Below are 25,469 nucleotides of genomic sequence, written 5' to 3' on the forward strand. Positions count from 1 at the left end.
ATGAACCGCCCGAGTGGCCAATTAGCATCTAGCTCCGTGGAGAAGACGCGGGTGGATTATCGGACCGCCCGTCTCGTCGCCGTCGTGGCCGGCCTGCTCGGCGCCGCGCTGGCGATCCTGACGCCGTTGCTGCCGGTCAAGCAGACCACTGCCGAGCTCAACTGGCCGCAGAACGGCGTGCTCGACAGCGTCACGGCGCCCCTGATCAGTTACGTGGCGACCGACCTGACCATCGAAGTGCCCTGTAGCGCGGCCGCGGGTCTGGACCGGCCCGGCAAGACCGTCCTGCTGTCGACGGTCCCCAAGCAGGCGCCCAAAGCCGTCGACCGCGGTCTGCTGATCCAGCGCGCCAACGACGACCTCGTCGTCGTCGTCCGCAACACCCCTGTCGTCGTCGCACCGCTGAAACAAGTACTCAGCCCGGCCTGCCAGAAGCTGACGTTCACCGCCCATGCCGATCGGGTGACCGCCGAGTTCGTCGGCCTCACCCAGGGCCCCGACAGTGAGCAGCCCGGGTCCCCGCTCGAGGGCGAACGCAGCGGCTACGACTTCCGGCCCCAGATCGTCGGCGTCTTCACCGACCTGACCGGCCCGGCGCCGCCCGGCCTGCGCCTGTCCGCCACGATCGACACCCGCTACAGCAGCGCACCGACCGCACTGAAGATGGCCGCGATGGTGCTCGGCGTCGCGATGACGGTGATTGCGCTGATCGCCCTGCACCTGATGGATTGCGCAGACGGTGTGCGGCAACGACGCTTCCTGCCGGCCCGATGGTGGTCATTGAGCGGGCTGGACGGCGTGGTGTTCGCGGTCCTGGTGTGGTGGCACTTCGTCGGCGCCAACACCTCCGACGACGGCTACATCCTCACCATGGCCCGGGTGTCCGAGCACGCCGGCTACATGGCCAACTACTACCGCTGGTTCGGCACGCCCGAGGCGCCGTTCGGCTGGTACTACGACCTGCTCGCCATGTGGGCACACGTCTCCACGACCAGCGTCTGGATGCGGCTGCCGACCCTGGCCATGGCGCTGGTGTGCTGGTGGCTGATCAGCCGCGAGGTGATCCCCCGGCTCGGCCACGCCGTCAAGACCAGCCGCGCCGCCGCCTGGACTGCTGCAGGCATGTTCCTGGTGTTCTGGCTGCCGCTGGACAACGGCCTGCGGCCCGAACCGATCATCGCGCTGGGCATCCTGCTCACCTGGTGCTCGGTCGAACGCGGTGTGGCCACCAGCCGCCTGCTGCCGGTCGCATTTGCCTGCATCGTCGGCGCACTGACGTTGTTCTCGGGCCCAACCGGTATTGCCTCGATCGGCGCGCTGCTGGTGGCCATCGGCCCGCTGCGCACGATCCTGCACCGCCGATCCCGCCAGTTCGGCCTGCTGCCGCTGCTCGCCCCGATCCTGGCCGCGTGCACCGTGACGATCATCCTGATCTTCCGCGACCAGACCCTGGCCGGCGAGGTGCAGGCCAACATGCTGAAGTCCGCGGTCGGGCCGAGCCTCGCGTGGTTCGACGAGCACATCCGCTACGAGCGGTTGTTCATGGCCAGTCCCGACGGATCGATATCCCGCCGGTTCGCGGTGCTGGCCCTGCTCGTCGCGCTGCTCATGTCGGTGGCGATGATCCTGCGTCGAGGCCACATCCCGGGGACCGCGGCAGGCCCGAGCCGGCGCATCATCGGCATCACGATCATCTCGTTCATCGCCATGATGTTCACGCCGACGAAGTGGACACATCACTTCGGGGTGTTCGCCGGGCTGGCCGGTTCGCTGGGTGCGCTGGCCGCGGTCGCGGTCGGCGCGCACGTGCTGAGGTCCCGACGAAACAGGGCGATCTTCGCCGCCGCAGTCTTCTTCATCACGGGTTTGTCGTTCGCCAGCGTCAACGGCTGGTGGTACGTGTCCAACTTCGGCGTGCCGTGGTCAAACCAGCTCCCCGAGTGGCACTTTGGCTTCACCACGATCCTGCTCGCGTTGACGGTGATCAGCTTGCTGGTGGCCGCGTGGTTCCACTTCTCCGGCCGCGACAACGGCAGCAGCGGACGTACGAGCTGGTGGCGGCGGATCGTGGGTTCACCGTTGGCGGTGGTGGCCTGGCTGTTGGTGGTCTTCGAGGTGGCATCTCTGACCTTGGGAATGACCGAACAGTGGCCGGCCTGGTCGGTGGGCCGCTCGAACTTGCAGGCGCTCGCTGGAAAGACGTGCGGGCTGGCCGACGACGTGCTCGTGGAAGAGGACCCGAATGCCGGCATCCTCACCCCGATCACCGGGGTGTCGCTGGGCGACGCGCTCGGCGCGACCACGGCCGAAGGGTTCACCCCCGGCGGCATTCCCGCCGACGTCTCCGCCGACCCCGTGATGGAGCCGCCCGGCGGTGGCAACTTCGCCGACACCGACGGCGTGGTCACCAGCAGCGAGGCCGGTACCGAAGGCGGGACCGACGCCGTCGGCGGGGTCAACGGTTCGCGCGCACGGCTGCCCTACAACCTGGACCCGGCCCGCACACCGGTCATGGGCAGCTGGCGTCCCGGCGTGCAACAGCCCGCGATGCTGCGCTCGGCCTGGTACCGGCTGCCCGCCGACTGGACGTCATCCCCGCTGCTGGTGGTCGCGGCGGCGGGCCGCTTCGACCCCGACGAGGTCCAGGTCCAGTGGGCGACCGAACAGCAGGCGGCCGACGGAAAGCCCGGCGGCTCAATCATTTTCGGCGACATCGGCGCTGCGCCCGCATGGCGCAACCTGCGCGCCCCCTTGGCCGCGATCCCCCGTGAGGCCGCCATGGTCCGGCTGGTCGCCGACGATGACGACCTGTCACCTCAGCACTGGATCGCCCTGACCCCGCCCCGCATCCCGAAGCTGCGCACCCTGCAGGACGTCGTCGGGTCGCAGGATCCGGTACTGCTGGACTGGCTTGTCGGCCTGGCCTTCCCGTGCCAGCGGCCGTTCGGCCATCAGTACGGCGTCATCGAGCCACCGAAGTGGCGGATCCTGCCGGACCGCTTCGGCGCCGAGGCCAACTCGCCGGTGATGGACAACATCGGCGGCGGCCCGCTCGGTATCAGCGAATTGCTCTACCGCGCGTCGACCGTGCCGAGTTACCTCCGTGACGACTGGTTCCGGGACTGGGGCGCGCTGCAGCGGCTCAACCCGTTCTATCCCGCCGCGCAGCCCGCCCGCCTGGATCTGGGCACCGCGACCCGCACCGGATTGTGGAGCCCGGCTCCGCTGCGGCCGACATAGCGATCCAGTCTCGAATCGCCGGAGCCCCCGCAGGCCTTCGGAACTGACACAACTTCGTCGCCTACCATCGAGCCTCGTGCCAGCCGACAGAGCCGACGCCCCCCGGATCGCCCGGCTCGTCGCCGTTGTCGCAGGAATCCTCGGTGTTCTGCTGTGCGGTATCACGCCATTGCTGCCGGTCACCCAGACCACGGCCACGATCGCCTGGCCGCAGGCACCCGGACCGGACGGCATGGTGAGCGACATCACCGCACCGCTGGTCTCCGGCGCGCCGCAGTCACTCGACGTCACGATTCCGTGCCGGGCCATCGCGACGATGCCCGCCGAGGGTGGCCTGGTGTTCTCGACAATCCCCCCGGCCGGCATCGACGCAAGCCGCAACGGGCTGTTCGTGCGGGCCAACGCCGCCACCGTCGTCGTCGCATTCCGCGACACCGTGGCTGCGGTCGCCCCCCGCCCGGCAGTGGCCGCGGGCGCATGCAGCGACCTGCACATCTGGGCTGGGCCCGGTGGAGTCGGCGCCGATTTCGTCGGCATCCCCGGCGCCGCCGGCACGCTGGCTCCTGAGAAGAAGCCCGCAGTCGACGGGATCTTCACCGATATGAAGGTCCCCGCCGCAGGCCTGTCCGCGCGTATCGACATCGACACCCGGTTCATCACCAGCCCAGGCGCGCTCAAGATCGCGGTGATGGCGCTGGGCGTGGTCTGTGTACTGGCCTCGATCATCGCGCTGGGGGTGCTGGACCGGCGCTCGGGCCGCCGCGTGCCCGGAGCCTGGCGGCGTTTTTTCCGGGTCGGAGCATCCACCTGGCTGGTCGATATCGGGGTGATCGGCGGCCTGCTGCTCTGGCACGTGATCGGCGCCATCTCCTCTGACGACGGCTACAACCTCACGATCGCGCGGGTGTCCGAATCCGCCGGCTACAACGCCAACTACTTCCGCTACTTCGGGGCCACCGAGGCACCGTTCGACTGGTACCAGTCGGTGCTCGCCCATCTGGCCGCGATCAGCACCGCCGGGGTGTGGATGCGGCTGCCGGCCACCGCCGCCGGCATCGGCACCTGGCTGATCCTGAGCCGCTGGGTGCTGCCGCGACTCGGTCGACGCCTGTCCCTCAACAAGGTCACGGTGTGGACCGCCGGTGCGGTGTTCCTGGCCGCCTGGCTGCCGTTCAACAACGGGTTGCGGCCCGAACCACTGATCGCGTTCGGCGTACTGGCGGCGTGGATCCTGGTCGAGAACGCGATCGCCTCCCGCCGTCTCGTCCCGGCCGCCATCGCGATCGTCGTCGCGATGTTCAGCGTGACGCTCGCCCCGCAGGGTCTGATCGCGATCGCCCCGCTGCTGGTCGGCTCCCGCGCGATCGCCCGGGTGATCAAGGCCCGCCGCACCTCCGACGGACTGCCGGCACCGCTGGCCGCGCTGGCCGCCTCGTTGTCGGTCGTCTTCGTCATCGTCTTCCGCGATCAGACACTGGCCGCGGTCGCCGAATCCGCCCGCATCAAGTACGTCGTCGGGCCGACGATCGCCTGGTACCAGGACTTCCTGCGGTACTACTTCCTCACGGTCGAAGACAACGTGGAGAGCTCGCTGACCCGTCGCTTCGCCGTCCTGGTGATGATGCTGTGCCTGTTCGGCATGCTGGCCGTCCTGCTGCGCCGCGGCCACGTGCCCGGTGTCGCGGGAGGACCGGTGTGGCGCCTGATCGGCACCACCGCGATCGGCCTGCTGCTGCTCACCTTCACCCCGACCAAGTGGGCCGTCCAGTTCGGCGCGTTCGCCGGACTGGCCGGGGCACTCGGCGCCGTCACCGCATTCACCTTCGCGCGGGTCGGCCTGCACAATCGACGCAACCTGGCCCTCTACGTCACCGCGCTGCTCTTCGTGCTGGCGTGGGCGACCTCGGGTACCAACGGCTGGTTCTACGTCGGCAGCTACGGGGTGCCGTGGTTCGACCGCCAGCCCGTCATCGCCCACCAGCCCGTGACGACGATGTTCCTCGGGCTGGCCATCGTCACCGGCCTGCTGGCCGGCTGGCTGCATTTCCGGATGGACTACAGCGGTCACACCGAGGTGAAGAACACCGGCCGCAACCGGGCGCTGGCGTCGACCCCACTGCTGGTGGTCGCACTGATCATGGTGCTGCTCGAGATCGGTTCGATGACCAAGGCCTTCGCGCAGCGCTACCCGGTCTACACCACCGCGGCAGCCAACCTGTCCGCGCTGAAGTCGGGCCTGTCCCCGGCGAGCTGTGCGATGGCCGATGCGGTCCTGGTCGAGCCGGACCCCAATGCCGGTATGTTGCAACCGGTTCCGGGCCAGAAGTGGGGCCAGTACGGTCCCCTCGGTGGCGACAACCCGATCGGCTTCACCCCCAACGGGATCAGCGACACCCTCGAGCCGGCCGAACCGTTCGTGGCCAACCCCGGCACCGTCAACTCCGACGGCTCCCCGAACAAACCCAACGCCGGGATCGCGTTCGCGGCAGGCACCGGTGGCGGCTACGGGCCGGTCGGCGTCAACGGCTCGCGGGTGTTCCTGCCGTTCGGACTGGATCCCAAGACCACACCGGTGATGGGCAGCTACAACGAGAACACCGTTGCGGCCAAAGCGACTTCGGCCTGGTACCAGCTGCCGCCGCGCACCCCGGACCGCCCCCTGGTGACCGTCGCTGCCGCGGGCGCCATCTGGTTCTACGACGAGGAGGGCCAGTTCAACTACGGGCAGTCGCTGAAACTTCAGTGGGGTGTGCAACGTCCCGACGGCAGCTTCCAGGCGCTGAACTCGGTGCAGCCCATCGATGTGATCGCCCAAAAGGCTTGGCGTAACCTGCGATTCCCGATGGCGTGGGCGCCGCCGGAGGCCAATGTCGCGCGCATCGTCGCCGACGACCCGAACCTGAGCACCGACCAATGGTTCGGCTTCACCCCGCCGCGGGTGCCGGTACTGGAGACCGCCCAGCAATTCCTGGGCTCCAAAACTCCGGTGATGATGGACATCGCCACGGCGGCCAACTTCCCGTGCCAGCGGCCGTTCTCCGAACACCTCGGCGTCGCCGAGCTCCCGGAGTACCGGATCCTGCCCAACCTCAAGCAGGTGGTGGTGTCGAGCAATATGTGGTTTTCCGCCCGCGCCGGTGGACCTTTCCTGTTCATCCAGGGCCTGCTGACCACCTCAACCGTCCCGACCTATCTGCGCGACGACTGGTACCGCGACTGGGGCGCGATCGAGCGCTATATCCGTCTGGTCCCGCCGGCCCAGGCGCCCGACGCATTGATCGATCAGGGCACCAAGACGGTATTCGGTTGGAGCCGTAGCGGACCCATCAGGGCGTTGCCATGACCCGGGACGTCAACATCACCCGTTGGGTGGCCACGATCGCCGGCCTGGTGGGCTTCGTACTTTCGGTGCTGACCCCGCTGCTGCCGGTGGAGCAGACCACCGCGACGCTGAACTGGCCGCAGGCCGGTCAACTGAGCAACGTGACAGCGCCGCTGATCTCCCAGGCGCCGGTGTCACTGACAGCGACAGTGCCCTGCGACGTGATCCGGTCCATGCCGCCGTCGGGCGGCATGGTGCTGGGGCTGGCGCCGCAGAAAGGCAAAGAGGCGGCGCTGAATTCGCTGTTCGTCAACGTCACCGCCCAGCGCGTCGACATCACCGACCGCAACGTCGTCGTCGCCAGCGTCCCGCGGAACAAGCTCGCCGGCTGCTCGCGCATCGAGATCACCTCCTCCACCGATGGCACCTTCGCCACCTTCGTCGGATTGACCGATCCGACCACCGGCAAGGAGATGCGCAGCGGGTTCGCCGATCCCAACCTGCGGCCCGCGATCGTCGGGGTGTTCACCGACCTGACCGGTCCGGCGCCACCCGGCCTGAGCTTGTCGGCGACGATCGACACCCGGTTCTCTACCGCCCCAACGGTTTTAAAGCTTGCGGCGATGCTGCTGGCGATGACATCCACCGTGATCGCTCTGGTGGCGCTGTGGCGGCTGGACCGCCTCGACGGGCGCCACATGCACAAGTGGATCCCGCAGCGCTGGCGGACGTTCACCGCCGTCGACGTGACGGTAGTGGCCGGCTTCGTGGTGTGGCACGTGATCGGGGCCAACTCCTCCGACGACGGCTACATCCTGCAGATGGCCCGGGTCGCCGACCACGCCGGCTACATGTCGAACTACTTCCGCTGGTTCGGCAGTCCCGAAGACCCGTTCGGCTGGTTCTACAACGTGCTCGCGCTGATGACCCACGTCAGCGACGCCAGCATCTGGATGCGGTTGCCCGACTTGATCTGCGCGCTGGTCTGCTGGTTGCTGCTGTCCCGCGAGGTACTGCCCCGACTGGGCCCGGCCGTGATCGCCAGCAGGCCCGCGCTGTGGGCGGCCGGGTTGGTGCTGATGGCGGCGTGGATGCCGTTCAACAACGGCCTGCGCCCCGAAGGACAGATCGCCACCGGCGCGCTGATCACTTACGTGCTCATCGAGCGCGCCGTCATCTCGGGCCGGCTGACCCCGGCCGCGCTGGCCATCGTCAGCGCCGCCTTCACCCTCGGCATCCAGCCGACCGGCCTGATCGCGGTCGCCGCACTGATCGCCGGCGGTCGGCCGATCCTGCGAATCCTGGTGCGCCGGCGCGCCATTGTCGGCACCTGGCCGCTGGTGCTGCCGCTACTGGCCGCGGGCACCATCATCCTGACCGTCGTCTTCGCCGACCAGACCCTGGCAACGGTGTTGGAAGCGACCAGGATTCGCACCGACATCGGGCCCAGCCAGGCCTGGTACACCGAGAACCTGCGCTACTACTACCTGATCCTGCCGACCGTTGACGGCTCGCTGTCACGGCGCTTCGGGTTCCTGATCACCGCGCTGTCGCTGTTCGTCTCGATGTTCATCATGCTGCGCCGCAAGCGTGTTCCCGGGGTGGCTCGCGGTCCGGCGTGGCGGCTGATGGGTGTCATCTTCGCGACGGTGTTCTTCCTGATGTTCACGCCCACCAAGTGGGTGCACCACTTCGGCCTCTTCGCCGCGGTCGGCGCGGCCATGGCGGCGCTGGCCACCGTGCTCGCCTCGCCGGCGGTGCTGAGATGGTCGCGCAACCGGATGACCGTCGTCACCGCGGTGTTCTTCCTGCTCGCCCTGTGCTTCGCTACCACCAACGGCTGGTGGTATGTGTCGAGCTACGGTGTGCCGTTCAACAACGCGATGCCGAAGATCGGCGGAATCACCGTCAGCACAATCTTCTTCGCGCTGTTCGCGGTCTCGGCGATCTACACGGTCTGGCTGCACTTCAACGCCCGCGACCGTGGCGAGGGCCGCCTGGCGCGGGCGATCACCACCGCGCCGATCCCGCTGGCGGCCGGGTTCATGGTGCTGGTGTTCGTCGGCTCGATGATCGCGGGCGTGGTCCGCCAATACCCGACCTACTCCAACGCGTGGGCCAATCTGCGCTCGTTCTCCGGTGGCTGCGGGCTGGCCGACGACGTACTGGTGGAGCCCGACACCAATGCCGGGTTCCTGACCCCACTACCCGGTGATTACGGGCCGCTGGGGCCGCTGGGCGGAACCAACCCTGTCGGCTTCACCCCGAGCGGCGTACCGGAACACATTGTCGCCGAAGCCATTCGGATGACGAATCCACAACCGGGTACCGATTACGACTGGGATCAGCCGATCAAGCTCACCACCCCGGGCATCAACGGGTCGACGGTGCCGCTGCCCTACGGCCTTGATCCGGCGCAGGTCCCCATGGCCGGCAGCTATGTCGCCGGCCCGCAGCAGCAGGCCACCCTGAACTCGGCGTGGTACCAGCTGCCGCCCGACGACAGCGGCCACCCGCTCGTCGTCGTCACCGCCGCGGGCACCATCGCCGGCCGCAGCGTCCTCAACGGGTTCACCGACGGCCAGACCGTGGAACTGGAGTACGGCAAGCCCGGACCCGACGGCGCCCCGGTGCCCGCCGGCCGGGTGAGCCCCTACGATCTCGGCCCGGCGCCGTCGTGGCGCAACCTGCGGTTCGCCCGCTCCGAGATCCCCACCGACGCCACCACCGTCCGGATCGTCGCGCAGGACCGGTCGCTGACCCCCGGCGACTGGCTCGCGGTAACCCCGCCGCGGGTGCCCGAACTGCGCTCGGTGCAGGAGTTCGTCGGCTCCACCCAGCCGGTGCTGATGGACTGGGCGGTGGGCCTGGCCTTCCCGTGCCAGCAGCCCATGCTGCACGCCAACGGTGTCACCGAAGTGCCCAAGTTCCGGATCACGCCGGATTACACGGCCAAGAAGCAGGACACCGACACCTGGGAGGACGGCCGCAACGGCGGTCTGCTCGGCATCTCGGACCTGTTGCTGCGCGCCCACGTGATGGCGACCTACCTGTCGCACGACTGGGGTCGCGACTGGGGCTCGCTGCGCCAGTTCGAGACGGTCGTCGACGCCCAGCCGGCGCAGATCGACCTGGGTACGGCCACCCGCAGCGGTTTGTGGAAACCGGGGCGCATCCGAATCAAGCCGTAGTCGGGTCAAGTGCAGTAGTCCGCTACTGACGCAACAACCGCCGATTGGCCCCACGTTGGGACGATGGAACACGACTCTCACTACGGGCCGTTGACCCGCATAGTGGCGGTTGTCGCTGCGGGCGCTATCGTGCTGGCCACGCCCTCGTTGGCGCCCCCGCACCCGCCCGCGCAGCTGACGAGCTCCCGAGTCTCCACCCAGGCTGTCACGCTGGTTGCCCAACCCGAAGTGCTTGCGCCGGTTGCACGCGTTGCGGCCGCGGCATCTCCCGACGAGATCATCTCCACGGTCTTCCAGGCCACGATCGGCCGTGTGATCGCCGGCGCCGGCTCTGGATTTCTTGTCGGATTCTTCGGTGGCGGCGCTTTGGCACTTCAGGTGTTCGGTCGGATTCCGGTGCTGGGCACCCCGATCGTCCAAGCCATCGCCATCACCGCCGGAATCGTGGGAATACCGATCGGCGTGGTTTTCGGTGCGATTTCGGCCATCTCGAGTTGGGCGTCCGGCATTCGGTCGCAGCCGGCGCCTGCCGCGGGGGCGCTGAACCCCCAGACTTCCCAACGCCCCGCCGCGTCGTCGACCCAACAGGACAACATCGGTGATGCTCTCAAAAGCATCCCCGAAACGGTTGGCCGCGAGGTGGTCGGGGCGCTCGGTCAGGTGATAGCCGGAGCCGGCGGCTTTGCTTTTGCCGGGTTCCTGGGCGGCGGGTTCGTTGCCTCCGGCCTGATGGCGATTCCGGTCGTGGGACTGGCGCTCGCGCCGCTCGTCCCGGTCGCCGCCATCGCCGGCGCAATTGTGGGTGCACCAGTCGGCGCAGTCGTGGGGGCATTGTCCGTGGTCAAGAAGTGGGTATCCAACGCCTTCCCCGATGTGAGGCCGCCCATACCGGTCCGACCGTCTGCCGCCGAACGACTGGCCGCTGCTCCACGCCGCTCGACTCAGCCCGACTCGCGCTCCAACCGCAATGCAACGAAGCCAACCACCACGGTGCGCAAAGCCGCAGCGCCGCAACAGCGTTCGGAGGCCGCCAAGGCCGGTAGCGGTCGCGACCGTGATGCGGCGGCCAAGCGAGCCGGACGGCACTGACCCAGCTTTTGCCGTACCGGCGCCCAATCGACGTTTGCGGTGACACAATCCCGCACATGGCTGAAGACGCAGCGATCGTCGACCCTTTGATGCACGGCCTGCGATCCAAGGGGCTCAAAAAGGGATCGGTTTCCCTCGTCGGTGCGGTGGCGATCGGATTGGCCGCCACCGCACCTGCGTACTCGTTGACTGGTGCGCTCGGGCACGGCGCGGAGGAATCGGGCTATCAGCTGCCGATCGTCTTCATCATCGCGGTCATCCCGATGTACTTCGTCGCGCTGGCCTACAAGCACCTCACCGACGCCGCACCGGACGCCGGCACCGTGTTCACCTGGGGATCCAAGGCGATTGCGCCGCACATCGGCTGGATGGGCGGCTTTGCGCTGATGCTGTCGTCCATCCTGGCCGGCGTCGGCGCCGCGGGCATCCTGACCAACGCCACCGCCGTCTGGCTCGGGATGGACGAGTCGCCGGTGTGGTTCGACATCGTGGTGGCAGGAATCTTCATCCTGTTGACGACATGGCTGGTCGCCCGCGGCGCCGAGGAGTCGTCCCGCACCACGCTGATCCTCACGATCCTCCAGTACGGGGGGCTGCTCCTGTTCGCGATCATCATGGGAGTCGCGGTGTTCCGCGGCCAGCAGAGCCCGGATGCCGCGTCGTTCTCGTGGGAATGGTTCAACCCCTTCGCAATCCACGATTTCAGCAGCCTGCTCGGCGGATTCCTGGTGGCCATCTTCATCTTCTGGGGGTTCGACGCCTCCCTGGCCATGTCCGAGGAGACCTCTGGCACGTCGGCAGATGCCGGCCGCAGCGGCGTCACGGCAATCCTGATCACCGTTGCCACCTACGTGATCTTCAGCGTGGCGGCACTGGCATTCGCGGGCATTGATCCGGAGAGTCCGACGAGCCTGACGCACGAGGGCAATGTCGACGACGTCTTCACCACCCTGGCCACCCAGTCCATCGGCGAACGCGGTGCGATGATCGCGGCGCTGGTGGTCGGTTTGTCCGCGTTCTCGGCGACGATGTCCACCGTCATGCCGACCGCCCGCGGATTGTTGTCGATGGCGACGTACAAGGCGTTGCCGAATCGGTTCGCGTCGGTCAGCGAGGTGAGTTCGACGCCCAAGTACGCCACCTGGGTGATCGGCCTGACCAGCCTGGTGATCTATTGCGTACTCGATGTGATCAGCGACAGCGTCGTGTCGGACTCGGTCTACAGCGTGGGGATCGCGATCATGACCTACTACTCCGTGGTGGCGATCTCGTCGGTGGTGTACTTCTGGCGCACCGCTTTTCGGTCGTGGCGCACGGCGATGGGGCAGGTGATCCTGCCCGGCATCGGTGCGCTGATCCTCATCCCGGTAGGCATCGTCGAGGCATATTTGATGGCGGACCCGAGTACTGGCTCGGGCGGCTCCATCCTGGGTATCGGCACCGCGTTCGTCGTCGGCGTGCTGAGTCTGGCATTCGGCGTCGTGCTGATGATCGCGTGGAACCTGAAGGCCCCGGCCTTCTTCCGCGGTGAGACCCTGCCGAAGGAACGGACCTAGTTACCGTTGCGATTGCCGAAACCATTGGGCCCGAACTGGTGATTCGGCGCGACGGTGACGGTCTGCGTTGACGTTTCGGTATTGGTGACGGTCTGGGGATCCTGGGTCTGCACGACGGTCTGCGGCTGCTGATGATGGGCCACCCCGGCGGTGCTCGTGGTAGTGGTCGGCGTCGAGGTGACCGTGACGGTCGTCGGACCCGTCGCGGCTTTGGAGCCGCATGCTAGTGCGCGTGTTCACATCCATGATGGTCGGTTATTGACGCGCGGAAAGCCGCTGCACCACAACGGCAGCGGCGCGTGGAGTCCGCTGTCAATAGACTCCACAACCACTGGAAGTCGAGTAAATCGGTTGAGATACAATCGTTTACGATCCGTTATGACTTCCTCAGGCCGCGCCCACACGCCGCACAGCCCACACAAAGCCAGGCTCCATAACGTCGCTACCGGAAGAAGAACCAAGCAACGAAACGGAGATGACGATGAACCTGAAACGCATGGTGGTCACCTCGACCGCGGCGGTGGGTATCGGCGCCGCCGGGCTGCTGGGGCTGGGAGTCGGCACGGCGAGCGCTGATCCCGGCCAGCCTTGCGGAGGTCCGAATCCGCAAGCGTGCCAACAGGGACCGAACAACGGACCCAATAATGGGCCGAACAACGGACCGAACAACGGACCCGGCGATTGGCAACAGCGTGGCATGAACCAGGGGCGCCAGGACCACCAGCCGTTCAGCTACAACGGTCAGTGGGTGCAGCCGATGCCGGCAGGCAACGGTGCCGGCTGGGGCTTCTGGTTCCTGGGCCAGTGGATCCCGCTGTAAGCCGGATTGGCGAAGGCACGCCCGTATCGCAGCACCGCGGTACGGGCGTGTTCGTTGTCTAGCCCGATCCGGACTCGACCACCAGCTTCTCCGGCTGCAGCGACCACACGGTGGTTTCGGCCCCTGCGGTGGCGTGCGCGCAATACGCCGGCGCACCCTTCTCGCTGACCGCCGCCGCGCCCAGCACCGCGCAGTTCGCACCGATGACCACGACGGGCAGGTCCATCCGACCCGAGACGGCAGGCGGCGGCGATGACGTCCGCGGCGGCTGCGTGGTCGCGGTGGTGTTCACGCCGCGGTGGCCGAACAGCAGCGATAGCCCCGCCGCCGCGCCCGCGACGATCACGACGGCACCGAGGATCGCCGGGATCTTCAGCCGACGGCGCGACGCCGGCGCTTCCGGTTTGGCATGCCGGGCCCGTCCCTGCGCCTTCGGAGACCCAGACGCGAGAGCCGAGCTCGTCACGTCGGTCGCGTGGAAGTCCCGTTCGGCGGTGCCGAGGCCCTGGCGCAATGCCCGCGCGAAGTCGGTGCAGTGCTTGTAGCGCTGGCCCGGATCCTTGGCCAGCGCTTTGGCGAAAACAGGGCTCAGACAAGCTAATTCGGGTCGCTTGGCGCCGATCGCGGGAGGCTCGGAACTCAGGCACTGGCTGATCACGATCGCCGGATTGGTGTGTGTGAACGGCGGCATACCGGTCAGCAGGTGATAGGCGGTGGCGGCCAGCGCGTACTGATCGGCGTGTCCGTCGATGTCCTCACCCTTGAGCTGCTCCGGCGCGGAATAGGCGACCGTGCCGACCGTCATGTTCGTGCCGGTGAGCTGACTCGCCTGGCCCATCCAGCGGGCGATGCCGAAGTCGGCCAGCATGACTCGCCGATCGCCGCTGCCGGGCACACCCAGCAGGATGTTCGCCGGCTTGACGTCGCGGTGCAGCAGTCCGTGGCTGTGCGCGTAATCGAGCGCCTCGGCGATCCCGGTGATGATGCGCACGACCTCGTCGGGCGGCATTCCGTAGGGATAGCGCTCGGCGAGCAGGCGGGAGGCGTCGGTGCCGTCGACGTACTCCATCGCGATCCACAGTTTGTCCTCGAACTCACCGCGGTCGTAGATCGTCACGATGTGCGGGTTCGACAGCGTGGCCACCATGTCGGCCTCGAGGATGAACCGCTGCCGGTACTCCTCGTCAGAGCTAACCGACGATCCCAACACCTTGAGCGCGTCATAGCGGGGCAGCCGGGGATGCTGGGCGAGGTAAACCTCACCCATACCTCCGGCCCCCAGTGTCCGCAGGATGGTGTAACCAGCAACAACCTGGCCGTCAGCTAACGGCATTGGGGCATCTTAAGCGGCAAGTGTGACGATCACCGAACCGGAACGTTCGCGCCTGGACCGTCGTAAATCACCCGGCTGCCCAGCAGAATGTCCTGTACCGACCGTCGCTGCGGGTCGACCGCTACCCACAGCAGCCCGACGGGGAACAACACACAGGCCACGGCCCGCAGCGCCGCGATCGGAATCCGCAGCGATTTCCCCCGCTTGTCCACCACCCGCACCCCCAGCAGAACGGTGCCCACCGTCCGTCCGGAAACGGTCCAGCATCCGGTCAGATACAGCACCGAAACGGCCAGCGTCACAGTGGTCGAGAAGATCAGGTTCGGCGCGGGGAAGCGAAACGCCGCCGGATTGACGATCAGGGTGGTCAGCACCAGGCCCAGATAGATCGCCCCCATCGTGACGACCACGACCAGCATGTCGACGAGTGCGGCCAAGCCCCTCGACACGATGCCCGCGTGGGTCACGGGGATTCCCGGGTTCCCGGCTCCCGCCCCAACATCCGGTCGACGAACCCGGAGACCATGTCGTCGGCGCGTGCGGTCTGGGTGCGAACGTCAGTCATCACCTCGGCGGTGACCCCCTCGGTGGACTCGCGGATGATCGCGGGCAAGTCGACCCCGTCGATGATCTGGTCGGCCAGCCCGATCAGGTCGATGCGCGCGATGATGGCCTCGATGTCGACGTCGGTCACGATCGCGTCGATGTCGAGCTGTTCGCGAATCAATGCCGTCAGATCGATCTGCTCGACGACGAGTTCGGCGACCCGGGTGATTGCCGCGATGCCGATCCGGGTGGCCTCCTCCCGGGTGGCGCGCAGCGGCCCGCCGATCAGCGGAAGGCGTTCCCAGAACACGGATGGAATCGTAGTCAGCTGCCGACGGGCGGCGGCGCGCTCGCCTTCAACGAATCCAGGGCCGCCACACTCAGGCGGGCCAGTTCGTCGGCCTCGGCGGGCGTCAGCGCCGATTCGAAGATCTGCGCCATCCGCCGGTTGGTGACGGCTTCGACGTCGTCGTACAGACCCGCTTTGCCCGCTGCGTCGTCGAACGGTGGCTGCCACCCCATGAACGCGGCGTAATCCGTTCCGTGATTGAGGATGTGCGCCTCGACGGGACTGAGTCCCGAAATCGTGAGGGCGTTGAAGTGCACGGCCGCGCGTAGTTCGCGCAGCACCATCATCACTTGAAGTGCCCGCGCCGGGCCGTCGTCGGCCAGCGGCATAGCCCGCCAGCCCGCGTAGAGCGGCAGGCCGGGCTCGGGTGCCGCGGCGATGACCTTCTCGCCCAGCGCGGCAAGACGGTCCAGCCCCTCGGCACCGGTCAGGTACTTGCGCCCGAAGTTCGCGATCTGTTCCCAGTAGAGCCGGCAGCTCTCCGATGCACCGTGCACGGCGGTGCCGTTCTCCCAGCACGACCGGGCCAGGTTCGGTTCGAAGACGGCGAACACCGCATTCAGGGTGGTACCGGTGACGTCTCCGAGCACCCCGCCGCGGCCCGCGAAATACGCGGCGAACGGGTCCGGGTAGCCGGCCGCCAGGCTTTTCTCGAAGGTGTCCGGGTTCAGCATGAACACGCTGATGGCCTCGCCGATGGCCGCTCCGGCGGCGCGGATCGATTCGACGTCGATATCGCTCATGCGCGGAGTGTACGAAACACCGGGGCGACGATCACCGGAATGCCGTTCAATGCACCGTTGCCCGAGGGCTCGTCGAGGAATGTCGGCGGCGAGAGGATATTGGTGTTGACGCCGGGCGAGCTGTTGGCCACCGACATCCGGGTGCCGGGCTTGCCATGCCCCCAGCCGTGCGGCATCGACACCACCCCGGGTTTGATCGCCTCGGTCATCTCCACCGGCACTTCGATGTGGCCGGCCGAGGACCGCACGGTGACGGTGTCGCCATCTGCCACCCCGCGGCTGGCCGCGTCCTGCGGATGCATGAGCAGCGTGCACCGGTCGCGGCCCTTCATCAGCGCCGAAACGTTGTGCAGCCACGAATTATTCGACCTCAGGTGACGCCGGCTGACCAGCACCAGCTCGTCGGGCTCACGGTCCAGCCGGCGGGCCAGCCGCGGCAGGTCGTCGAGCAGGTACTCGGGCGCCAGCCGGATCTTCTTGTCGGTGGTGTTCAGGATCTCCGGCACCTGGGCGACCATCGGCCCGAAGTCAATGCCGTTGGGCTGCTCTTTGAGTTTCGCGAGACTCAGCCCGCCGGGGTTCTCGCCGTACCGATCGCCGAATGGCCCGGTGCGCAACGTCAGATCCAGGATTCGTTCCGGGCCGCCACTGGTGTAATGGCCTCTAACGGTCGCGCCGTCCAAGCCCTGGGTGAAACACAAGTAGTCGAAGAAGCCGTCGTCGATGGCGGCGACATCGACATCCTCGGCGGGCATCCCCGCGCACAACCCCGTGAGCCGGACCAGGATCTCCCATTCCTCGGGCCGATCCGGATCCGGCGGGCTGAACACCGGTTTCGAGTAGTTGGCGATGCTCCTGATCGCGAACATCAGGATCAGATCGTCGTGGTGCGGCTGCTCCAGCGGCGAGAGCCCGGGCAGGATCACGTCGGCGTGCCGCGTTGTTTCGTTGAGCCACAAGTCAACTGAGATCATCGCGTCGAGCCCTGGCAGCAGCTCGTCGAGGCGGTGTCCCTGCGGGGTGGACAGCACCGGATTGCCCGCCACCGTGATCAAGGCTCGGATCTGCCCTTCCCCCGGGGTCTCGATCTCCTCGGCCAGGCACGACACCGGCACCTGGCCGAGCACCTCCTTGGCGCCGCGCACCCGGGTCTGCCAGCGGCCGAACTCGGGCAACCCGCCCTCCAGCCCGGGTTGCGGCTGGGCGGTGACCGTCCACGCCGCCGGGCGGGGGAACATCGCGCCGCCCTCGTTGTCGAAGTGGCCGGTGAGGATGTTGACGACGTCGACCAGCCAGCTGGCCAGGCTGCCGAACTCCTGATTGCACAACCCGATTCGGCCGTAGACCACGGCTCTATCAGTGTTCGCGAGTTGACGGGCAAGTTGTTTGATGCGGTCGGCGCCGATACCGGTGACCGGCGCGACCCGCTCGGGTGGCCAGTCCCGCGCAACTTCCCGCAGCGTCTCGACACCATCGATGTGCTCGGCCAGTCGGCCCAGCCGAACCAGGTCCTCGTCGAACAGCGTGTGTACGACCGCCAGCAGCAGGGCGGCGTCGGTGCCCGGAGTGATCGGCAGCCACTCGTCGGCCTTGGCGGCGGTGGCGGTGCGCACCGGGTCGATGACGATCACCTTGTCGATGCGCCCGATGATGCCCATCACGTCCGGGGCCGCCAACAGCGAGCCTTGCGAGGCCGCCGGGTTGGCGCCCATCACCACGAGCAGGTCGGTGCGCTCGATGTCGGGTACCGGGAAGCCCCACCAGTTGCCGTACATCAGGTGCGAGGAGAGGTTCTTGGGCCACTGATCGACGGTGCCGGGCGAGTAGCTGACCGGGATACCCGACATGCCCAGCAGCACGCCGGTGTAGCGGCCCAGTGAGAACGAGTGGGCCAACGGGTTGCCGGTGTAGCAGGTGACCGCACTGATGCCGTGCTCGGCGATCACCGGCGCCAGCAGTTCGGTGCAGCGCCGGAACGCGGCGTCCCAGCTGACCTCCTGCCACTGCCCGTCGACCTTGATCATCGGCACCCGCACCCGGTCGGGATCGGAGTGGATCGCACCCAGCGATGTGCCCTTCGGGCACAGGTGCCCACGGCTCCAGACGTCGTCGGGGTTTCCCCGGATGCCGGCAACACGGCCATCGGAGACCTGAATCTCCAAGCCGCACATGGCCTCACACAGTGGACAGGTGTAGACGTGGCGGCCGTCTTGGCCGGTGGCGGCCAGCTCGATGGGTGTCACCGCCCCACGGTAATTCGGCGAAGGTGTCAGCGGCCCACGTTTCGTCAACTTTGACAAAAGTGCGACCGCGAGCTGAATTACACAGGTGTGAGTAAACCCTGGGGATAACCCGCCGGCGGCCTAGATCGGGATCAAGCCATGCTTGCGCTGCACCCGGCTGATCTGCTTGTCCCGCAGAATCCGCATGGCGCTGCGCAGCTTCAACCGGGTCTCGTGAGGTTCGATGACCGCATCGACGTAGCCGCGCTCGGCGGCCACGTACGGGGTCGCCATGTCGCGGTTGTAGCCCTCGATGAACTGCCGACGGATCTCCTGCACCTCCGGCGCGGTGGGATCGGGGAACCGCTTCACGATCAACTGCGCGGCACCTTCGGCGCCGATGACGGCGATCCGGGCGGTCGGCCACAAGAAGTTGAAGTCAGAGGTCAGCTGCTTGGAGCCCATCACCGCGTACGCGCCGCCGTAGGACTTGCGGATCGTGATGGTCACCTTCGGCACATCGGCCTCGACGACGGAATAGAGGAACCGGCCGCCGCGCTTGATGATGCCGTTCTTCTCCTGCTCCACGCCGGGCAGGAAGCCCGGGGTGTCGACGACGAAGACCAGCGGCGTGTTGAACGAGTCGCAGAACCGGACGAACCGGGCGGCCTTGTCGGATGCCTCGTTGTCGATGGCGCCCGACATGTGCATCGGCTGATTGGCGATCACACCGACCGGGTGGCCGTCGACACGGGCGAAGCCGGTGATGATGGCCTGGCCCGCCTGGGCGGCGACGTCGAGGAAATCGCCGTCGTCGAAGATGCGGAGCAGGATCTCGTGCATGTCGTAGGCGACGTTGTCGGCATCAGGGACGATGCTGTCGAGTTCCAGGTCGTGCGGGGTGATCTCGGGCTCGAGACCGGGGTTGATGATCGGCGGATCGTCAAAGGTGTTGGCGGGCAGGAACTCCAGGTAGTCCCGCACGTAGGCGAACGCGGCCTGCTCGGACTCGACGACCTGGTGGACATTGCCGTACTTGGCCTGCGCGTCGGCGCCGCCCAGCTCGTCGAGGGTGACCTCTTCACCGGTGACGTCCTTGATGACGTCCGGGCCGGTGACGAACATGTAGCCCTGGTCGCGCACAGCCACGATGAGATCGGTCTGAATCGGCGAGTACACCGCACCACCTGCGCACTTGCCCAGGATGATCGAGACCTGCGGCACCAGGCCGCTCAGCAGCTCGTGCCTGCGGCCCAGCTCGGCGTACCAGGCCAGCGAGGTGGCCAGGTCCTGGATGCGGGCGCCGCCGGAGTCGTTGATACCGATGATCGGGCAGCCGACCATGGCCACCCACTCCATCAGCCGGGAAACCTTGCGGCCGAACATCTCTCCCACCGACCCGCCGAAGACGGTGTAGTCATGGCTGAACACACCGACGGGACGGCCGTTGATCGTGCCGTGCCCGGTGACCACACCGTCGCCGAACAGGGCGTTCGGGTCGCCCGGCGTGCGGGCCAGTGCGCCGATCTCCAGGAAGCTGCCCGGATCCAGCAAGGCGTTGATGCGCGCCCGAGGACTCGGGATACCGCGTTTGTCGCGCTTCGCCGCGACCGCCGCACCGCCCGGTTCCTTGGCCAGCTCCAGCTTTTCGCGGAGCTCGGCGAGCTTCTCGGCCGTCGTGACCGGGGCGTGGGTGGGAGCACTCTCAGTGGTCACTGGTCTTGCTTCTCCTCGGCGTCGATACGGTTGATCGCCTCGCTCATGTGGGCGCCAACCTTGGCGATGTACGGTTCGTCGATCGCTTGGATGTGCTCACCGCCGATCGGCACAACCTCCAGGTCGGCGACGAATTGTCCCCAGCCGCCGTCGGGTTGGCGAACGGCGTAGCGCGGCTCGAACATGATCGCGTCATCGTGGTAGCGCTCGGCCATGTACAGCACGACGTGTCCGTCATAGGGCTCGATGTTCGCGGTGTCCAGCGCCCGGTTGTCCAGATACGACGTGCGCTGGTGCTCGATGATGCCGCCCGGGATGTCGACTCCGGCCTCCTTGACCGCGTCCAGGACGAACTTGACCTGGCCTTCGTCGTCGAGCTCTTCGAGCTGCTCGTAAGGGATCTCGGGGATCTCGACGTTGAACGTGCGCGAGGCGAACAAGGCGTAGCGATCCCAGCGGGCACGGATCTCCTCCTTGGTCTGCGGCACCTCCTCGCCGGCACGCACGGTGTCGATCAGCCCGACGAAACGGACATCGCAGCCGTTGCGCTTGAGCCCGACCGCACAGGCGTACGCCAGCGCCCCGCCCAGCGACCAGCCGGTGAGGATGTAGGGGCCCGTGCCATGGATTTCCATCAGCTTCGGCACGTATTCGGCAGCGCGCTCCTCGATCGATCCCTCGACCCGCTCCAGCCCGTAGATCGGGGTGTCGGCGGGCAGGCGCTTCATCAGCGGCTCGTAGACCACCGTCGATCCGCCGGCCGGATGGAAGACGAAGACCGGGGTCTTCGTGCTGCCCTCTTGCGGAGCACGCAGAATGCGCACGAACCCGTCGACCACGCCCTCTTCGAGTTGGGCGCGAACGATGGTGGACAACTGCTCGATCGTCTTGGCGGACTTGACCTCATCGACGCTGATGACACCTTCGGCACGCTCCGACAGCCGGTCGGCCATCTTCGTGGCCGCCGCGTCGTCGAGCGCGGGCAGCTCGTTGAAGATCCCGCCCGGCGACTTGCCGGTGACGATCGCCCACGTCGCGAACGTCACGCGTTCGGCGGCGTCACGCGGCGGCACGTCGGCACCGAGTGCCTCGGCGACGGCCTCCTGGGTCAGCACCTTGGCTGCCGCGGCTGCCGCCGTGGACTTCGTCGCTTCGCTCGCCTTGGGCCCAGGTCCCGCGGGATCTGTTGGCGGCGGTGGGATCGTCGGCTCGGATTCGGTCGCGATCGGGTGGCCCGCTTCGGCGAGCTTCGCCTCGAGTTCGGCGACCGTGCTGGCCCCGCCCATCAGTTCAGCTTGTTCGGCGGCAATCTCTTCGGCCGTCTTGCCCTTCTGCGTCTCGGCAAGCTCCTCGACCTCGTCGCGATGCTCGATCGCGTACTGGATCAGCTTTTCGACGGCGTACAGATTGGCGTCGCGCACCGCGGTCAGCTGGATCGGCGGCAGGTCGAAGTCGTACTCGACGCGGTTCTTGATGCGAACCGCCATCAGCGAATCCAGGCCCAACTCGATCAGCGGCACCTCCCACGGCAGATCCTCGGGCTCATAGCCCATCGCCCCGCCGACGATCGCCGCGAGCCGGTCATGCACGGTTTCACCGGTGTCGGGTGACCACTTGGCAAACCCGGCAGCAAGGCCGGCACCCGCAGTCAGGTTGTCGGACAAGATATCTGCGTCGTCGGCCTCTTCCACGGCCGCCACCGCAGGTGCGCTTACGGCGACACCCGTCGCCACTGCGGACGGCAGCGCCGACGCCGCACCGCCGCGGGTGACGACGGCGTCGTAGACCAGCGTGAACGACTCGTCGATCCGCGCATGCACCTGCACGGAGGCACCGCCGGGATGACGGGTCAGCGTCGTCACCAGCCGGGCACCGTCGCCGACGACCGCGCGCTGTTCGGATGCCGTCAGCTTCGCGTCGGGAAGAACCTGCACCGCAGCGGATTTCACCAGTGCGGCCAGGTCGGTCTGGCCCTTGGGCGAGTACTCCCAGACGTGACGGCCGTCAGGGGTGGCCACGTGGTTACCCGGCATCATCACCGAGCTGTCACCGGTGAACTGCGCGTCCAGCCAGTGCGGCTTGCGCTTGAACCGGGTCGGCGGGATGTGAGCGAAGTCGCCGGGCTCGAAGAGGGTGCGCAGATCGAGATCGTGGCCATAGACGTAGAGCTGGGCCATGGCCGCGACCATGGACTCCACCTCGTCCTGCTTGCGGGCCAACGTGGCGATCAGCTGCCCGTCGTGCAGGCCAGCCGAGGCCGTGGTGAGCCCAACCTGCATGAGCGCCACCGGATTCGGCGCCAGTTCCAGGAAGGTGGTGTAGCCGTTGTCGACTGCATTGCGGATGCCGTGGGTGAAGTAGACGCTGTGGCGCAGTCCCTTCTTCCAGTACTCGACATCGTGGATCGGCTCGCCGCCAGGGCGGATGTAGCTGCCCTCGTGCACCGTCGAGAAGTAACCGGTGTGCAGCGGGTGCGGCTCGATGCCCTGCAACTCGGCGGCGAGCTCGCCCAGCAGCGGGTCCATCTGCTGGGTGTGGCTGGCGCCCTTGGTCTGCAACTTACGGGCGAACTTGCCCTCGGATTCGGCGCGGGCGATGATCGCGTCGACCTGCTCGGGCGGACCGCCGATGACGGTCTGGGTCGGGGCGGCGTACACGCACACCTCGAGACCCGGGAAGTCGGAGAACACGGTCTTGATCTCTTCGGCGGAGTACTCCACCAGCGCCATCAGACGGATGTACTCACCGAACAGCATCGCCTCGCCCTCACCCATGAGGTGCGCGCGGGAGCAGATGGCGCGGGTGGCGTCGGCCAGCGACAGACCCCCGGCGAAGTACGCGGCAGCCGCCTCTCCGAGTGACTGGCCAACCACGGCGGCGGGTTTCGCGCCGTGGTGCTTGAGCAGTTCACCGAGTGCGATCTGGAGGGCGAAGATCACCGTCTGGACCACTTCGATGGGGTATTCGCAGGTCTCGTTGGTGTAGTCGATCGCATCGTCGAGGATCAGCTCGACAACCGAGTAGCCGCGCTCGTCCTGGATGTGCGCGTCTACCTTGTTGATCCATTCGGCGAACACCGGATCGCGCAGGTACAGGCTCTTGCCCATCTTGCGGTGCTGCGCACCGAATCCGGCCAGCACCCACACCGGTCCGTTGGTCACCGGCCCGTCCGCGCTGTACACCAGCGGGCTCTGCTTGCCGTCGGCGATCGCGCGCAGACCCTTGACCGCCTCGTCGTGGTCGTGGGCCAGCACGATGGCGCGCGAGCGGCCGTGGTTGCGCCGCGACAGCGAGCGTCCGATCGCCTCCAGCGAGGTCGCCCGGCCTTCCGGGCTGTCCACCCAGTCGGCCAGTTCGGCGGCAGTGGTCCGCTTACGTGAGGTGAGGAACCCCGAAACTGCCAGCGGCACAACGGGAACAGGCTTCTCGGCCGACTCCCACTCAACGCGGGCAGCCTCGATCAGTTCCAGCGCCTCGTCGGTCAGGCCGGGCAGGTCCGGCTCGGCGTCCTCGGCGAACGCGTTGGCCGACGCCGCGTACTCGTCGTCACCGTCGTCGTCGCTGTCCGATGCTCTTCGCGCAAGCGGCTCATCGACGAATTCGCCGTACTCATCCATCCGAACCCCGCCGACATAGCCGGCGTTGGGGTCGGACGCGGCCTTCTCCCCGACCGGCTCGGAGTCCGTCACCGGCGGTGCCAGATCCGAGGGCAGCACCTCGCGCAACACCAGGTGGGCGTTCGCGCCGCCGAAGCCGAACCCGGACACCCCGGCGATCGCATGGCCGCTGTAGCGGGGCCAGTCGGTGACCTTGGCGGCCACCCGCAGGTGAATGTCGTCGAAGTCGATGTAGGGGTTGGGCCCGGCGTAGTTGATCGACGGCGGAACCTTGTCACGGCTCAGCGACAAAGCCACCTTCGCCAGACTGGCTGCGCCGGCGGCCGACTCCAGGTGTCCCACATTGGATTTCACCGCGCCCAGCAGCGCAGGCCGGTCGGCGGCACGGCCCCGGCCGATCACCCGGCCGAGCGCGTCGGCCTCGATCGGGTCGCCGAGGATGGTGCCGGTGCCGTGCGCCTCGATGTAATCGACTGTGCGCGGATTGATTCCGGCGTTCTTGTAAGCCTTGCGCAGCACGTCTTCCTGCGCATCGGGGTTCGGCGCGAGCATGCCGTTCGAGCGCCCGTCGTGGTTGATCGCGCTACCGGCGATGACAGCGAGGATCTCGTCGCCGTCGCGGCGGGCGTCACTCAGGCGCTTGAGCACCAGCATGCCGCCGCCCTCGGAGCGCGAATATCCGTTGGCGTCAGACGAAAACGACTTGATCAGGCCATCCGGCGCGAGCACACCGCCGACCTCGTCGAAACCGATCGTGACCAGCGGGGTGATCATCGCGTTGACGCCGCCGACGACGGCGACGTCCGCCTCTCCCGAGCGCAGTGCCTGCACACCGTGATGCGCGGCGACCAACGAGCTCGAGCAGGCGGTGTCGACGGCGACCGACGGACCCCGGAAGTCGTAGAAGTAGGACACCCGGTTGGCGATGATCGAGCTCGTCGTGCCGGTGATCGCGTAGGGGTGCGCGGTCGTCGGATCGGCCACCGCCAGGAACTGGTAGTCGTTGTTCGACGCGCCGATGTACACCGCGACATCGGCGCCGCGCAGGCTCGACGCCGGGATGCGGGCGTTCTCCAACGCCTCCCAGGTGAGCTCCAGCGCCATCCGCTGCTGCGGATCCATGTTGTCGGCTTCCATCTTCGACAGCGCGAAGAACTCGGCGTCGAAGCCCTTGATGTCGGACAGGTAGCCGCCGCGGGTCGCGGCCTTGGCGACCCGCTCGGCGATCCGCGGTTCGGCGAGGAACTCCGACCAGCGGCCCTCCGGCAGATCCGAGATGCCGCTGCGGCCCTCCAACAGGGCCGCCCACATCTCGTCGGGGGTGTTCATGTCACCCGGGAACCGGGTCGAAACACCTACGATCGCAATGTCTTCGACGCCCTCGGCGCGCGACCAGTCTTCGCTGTCGCCGTCGAATTCGACCTCCGGTTCACCCTCGATGATCACCGTGGCCAGCGACTCGATGGTGGGGTGGCGGAAGGCTACCGTCGCAGTGAGCGTGACGCCGGTCAGGTCCTCGATATCGCTGGCCATCGCGACCGCGTCTCGAGAGGACAGGCCCAGCTCGACCATCGGTGTGGACTCGTCGATGGCGTCGGGACCCTGCCCGGTCGCGTTGGCCACCCAGTTGCGCAGCCATTCGCGCATCTCCTGCACCGTCATGTCGGTGCGAGGGGGAACGTCTGGGGTGTCGGGCGGTTCGGGCGTTTCTGATTCAGACATGAG

14 protein-coding genes are annotated in these 25,469 nt (G+C 67.4%); 6 read left to right on the forward strand and 8 right to left on the reverse strand.

All coding sequences use genetic code 11. From position 1 onward, the window contains the following. The 5 genes from HPC46_RS15570 to HPC46_RS15590 all read left to right on the forward strand — a co-directional run bounded on the left by HPC46_RS15570 (window position 1) and on the right by HPC46_RS15590 (window position 12,398). Window positions 1-3,240: an arabinosyltransferase domain-containing protein gene (locus HPC46_RS15570; RefSeq protein ID WP_179471355.1), complete on the forward strand. Its 3,240-nt coding sequence runs from the start codon at window positions 1-3 to the stop codon at window positions 3,238-3,240. Window positions 3,241-3,316: 76 nt separating this feature from the next. Beyond that, entirely contained in the window at window positions 3,317-6,583 is a 3,267-nt protein-coding gene (locus tag HPC46_RS15575) for an arabinosyltransferase domain-containing protein (protein WP_179471357.1), read from the forward strand. Then, a complete protein-coding gene (locus HPC46_RS15580) occupies window positions 6,580-9,753 on the forward strand; it encodes an arabinosyltransferase domain-containing protein (protein WP_179471359.1) in 3,174 nt (1,057 codons plus the stop codon). The genes HPC46_RS15575 and HPC46_RS15580 overlap by 4 nt, the downstream gene beginning before the upstream one ends. A 63-nt stretch (window positions 9,754-9,816) precedes the next feature. Next, on the forward strand, window positions 9,817-10,842 hold the full coding sequence (locus tag HPC46_RS15585) for a hypothetical protein (protein WP_179471361.1): 1,026 nt from the start codon (window positions 9,817-9,819) through the stop codon (window positions 10,840-10,842). 56 nt (window positions 10,843-10,898) lie between these two features. Then, complete coding sequence (locus HPC46_RS15590; RefSeq protein ID WP_179471363.1) at window positions 10,899-12,398, forward strand: APC family permease; 1,500 nt, start codon at window positions 10,899-10,901, stop codon at window positions 12,396-12,398. On the opposite strand, the gene HPC46_RS15595 is transcribed toward HPC46_RS15590, so the two are convergent. Beyond that, window positions 12,395-12,541, reverse strand: coding sequence for a hypothetical protein (locus HPC46_RS15595; protein ID WP_179471365.1), 147 nt, complete (start codon window positions 12,539-12,541; stop codon window positions 12,395-12,397). The two genes, HPC46_RS15590 and HPC46_RS15595, sit on opposite strands and share 4 nt — an antisense overlap. A gap of 338 nt (window positions 12,542-12,879) precedes the next feature. On the opposite strand from HPC46_RS15595, the gene HPC46_RS15600 reads away from it, so the two are divergent. After that, on the forward strand, window positions 12,880-13,218 hold the full coding sequence (locus tag HPC46_RS15600; RefSeq protein ID WP_179471367.1) for a hypothetical protein: 339 nt from the start codon (window positions 12,880-12,882) through the stop codon (window positions 13,216-13,218). A 58-nt stretch (window positions 13,219-13,276) separates the two neighbouring features. Here the strand turns inward: HPC46_RS15600 and HPC46_RS15605 are convergent, their stop codons facing one another. The 7 genes from HPC46_RS15605 to pks13 form a co-directional block, all read right to left on the reverse strand. Beyond that, window positions 13,277-14,551, reverse strand: a complete 1,275-nt coding sequence (locus tag HPC46_RS15605; protein ID WP_179471369.1) for a serine/threonine-protein kinase — start codon at window positions 14,549-14,551, stop codon at window positions 13,277-13,279. A 29-nt stretch (window positions 14,552-14,580) separates the two neighbouring features. Beyond that, window positions 14,581-15,018 carry an RDD family protein gene (locus HPC46_RS15610; RefSeq protein ID WP_179471371.1) on the reverse strand — a complete coding sequence of 146 codons (438 nt, stop codon included), beginning with the start codon at window positions 15,016-15,018 and terminating at the stop codon, window positions 14,581-14,583. Next, on the reverse strand, window positions 15,015-15,407 hold the full coding sequence (locus HPC46_RS15615; protein ID WP_005141938.1) for a hypothetical protein: 393 nt from the start codon (window positions 15,405-15,407) through the stop codon (window positions 15,015-15,017). Before HPC46_RS15615 ends, HPC46_RS15610 begins: the two co-directional genes overlap by 4 nt. Window positions 15,408-15,421: 14 nt before the next feature. Beyond that, the gene (locus tag HPC46_RS15620; RefSeq protein WP_179471373.1) at window positions 15,422-16,189 is read right to left on the reverse strand and encodes an SCO6745 family protein; all 768 of its coding nucleotides are present in this window, start codon (window positions 16,187-16,189) and stop codon (window positions 15,422-15,424) included. Next, a complete protein-coding gene (locus HPC46_RS15625; protein ID WP_267909886.1) occupies window positions 16,186-18,417 on the reverse strand; it encodes a molybdopterin-dependent oxidoreductase in 2,232 nt (743 codons plus the stop codon). Before HPC46_RS15625 ends, HPC46_RS15620 begins: the two co-directional genes overlap by 4 nt. A gap of 135 nt (window positions 18,418-18,552) precedes the next feature. Continuing rightward, window positions 18,553-20,127 (reverse strand): acyl-CoA carboxylase subunit beta, encoded by a 1,575-nt coding sequence (locus HPC46_RS15630; RefSeq protein WP_179471377.1) that lies wholly within the window; start codon window positions 20,125-20,127, stop codon window positions 18,553-18,555. Further along, window positions 20,124-25,466 (reverse strand): polyketide synthase Pks13, encoded by a 5,343-nt coding sequence (gene pks13, locus HPC46_RS15635; protein ID WP_179471379.1) that lies wholly within the window; start codon window positions 25,464-25,466, stop codon window positions 20,124-20,126. Before pks13 ends, HPC46_RS15630 begins: the two co-directional genes overlap by 4 nt. Window positions 25,467-25,469 lie beyond the last annotated feature (3 nt).

This window comes from Mycolicibacterium vinylchloridicum (assembly GCF_013404075.1).
In the GTDB taxonomy this organism is placed as follows: Bacteria; Actinomycetota; Actinomycetes; order Mycobacteriales; family Mycobacteriaceae; genus Mycobacterium; species Mycobacterium vinylchloridicum.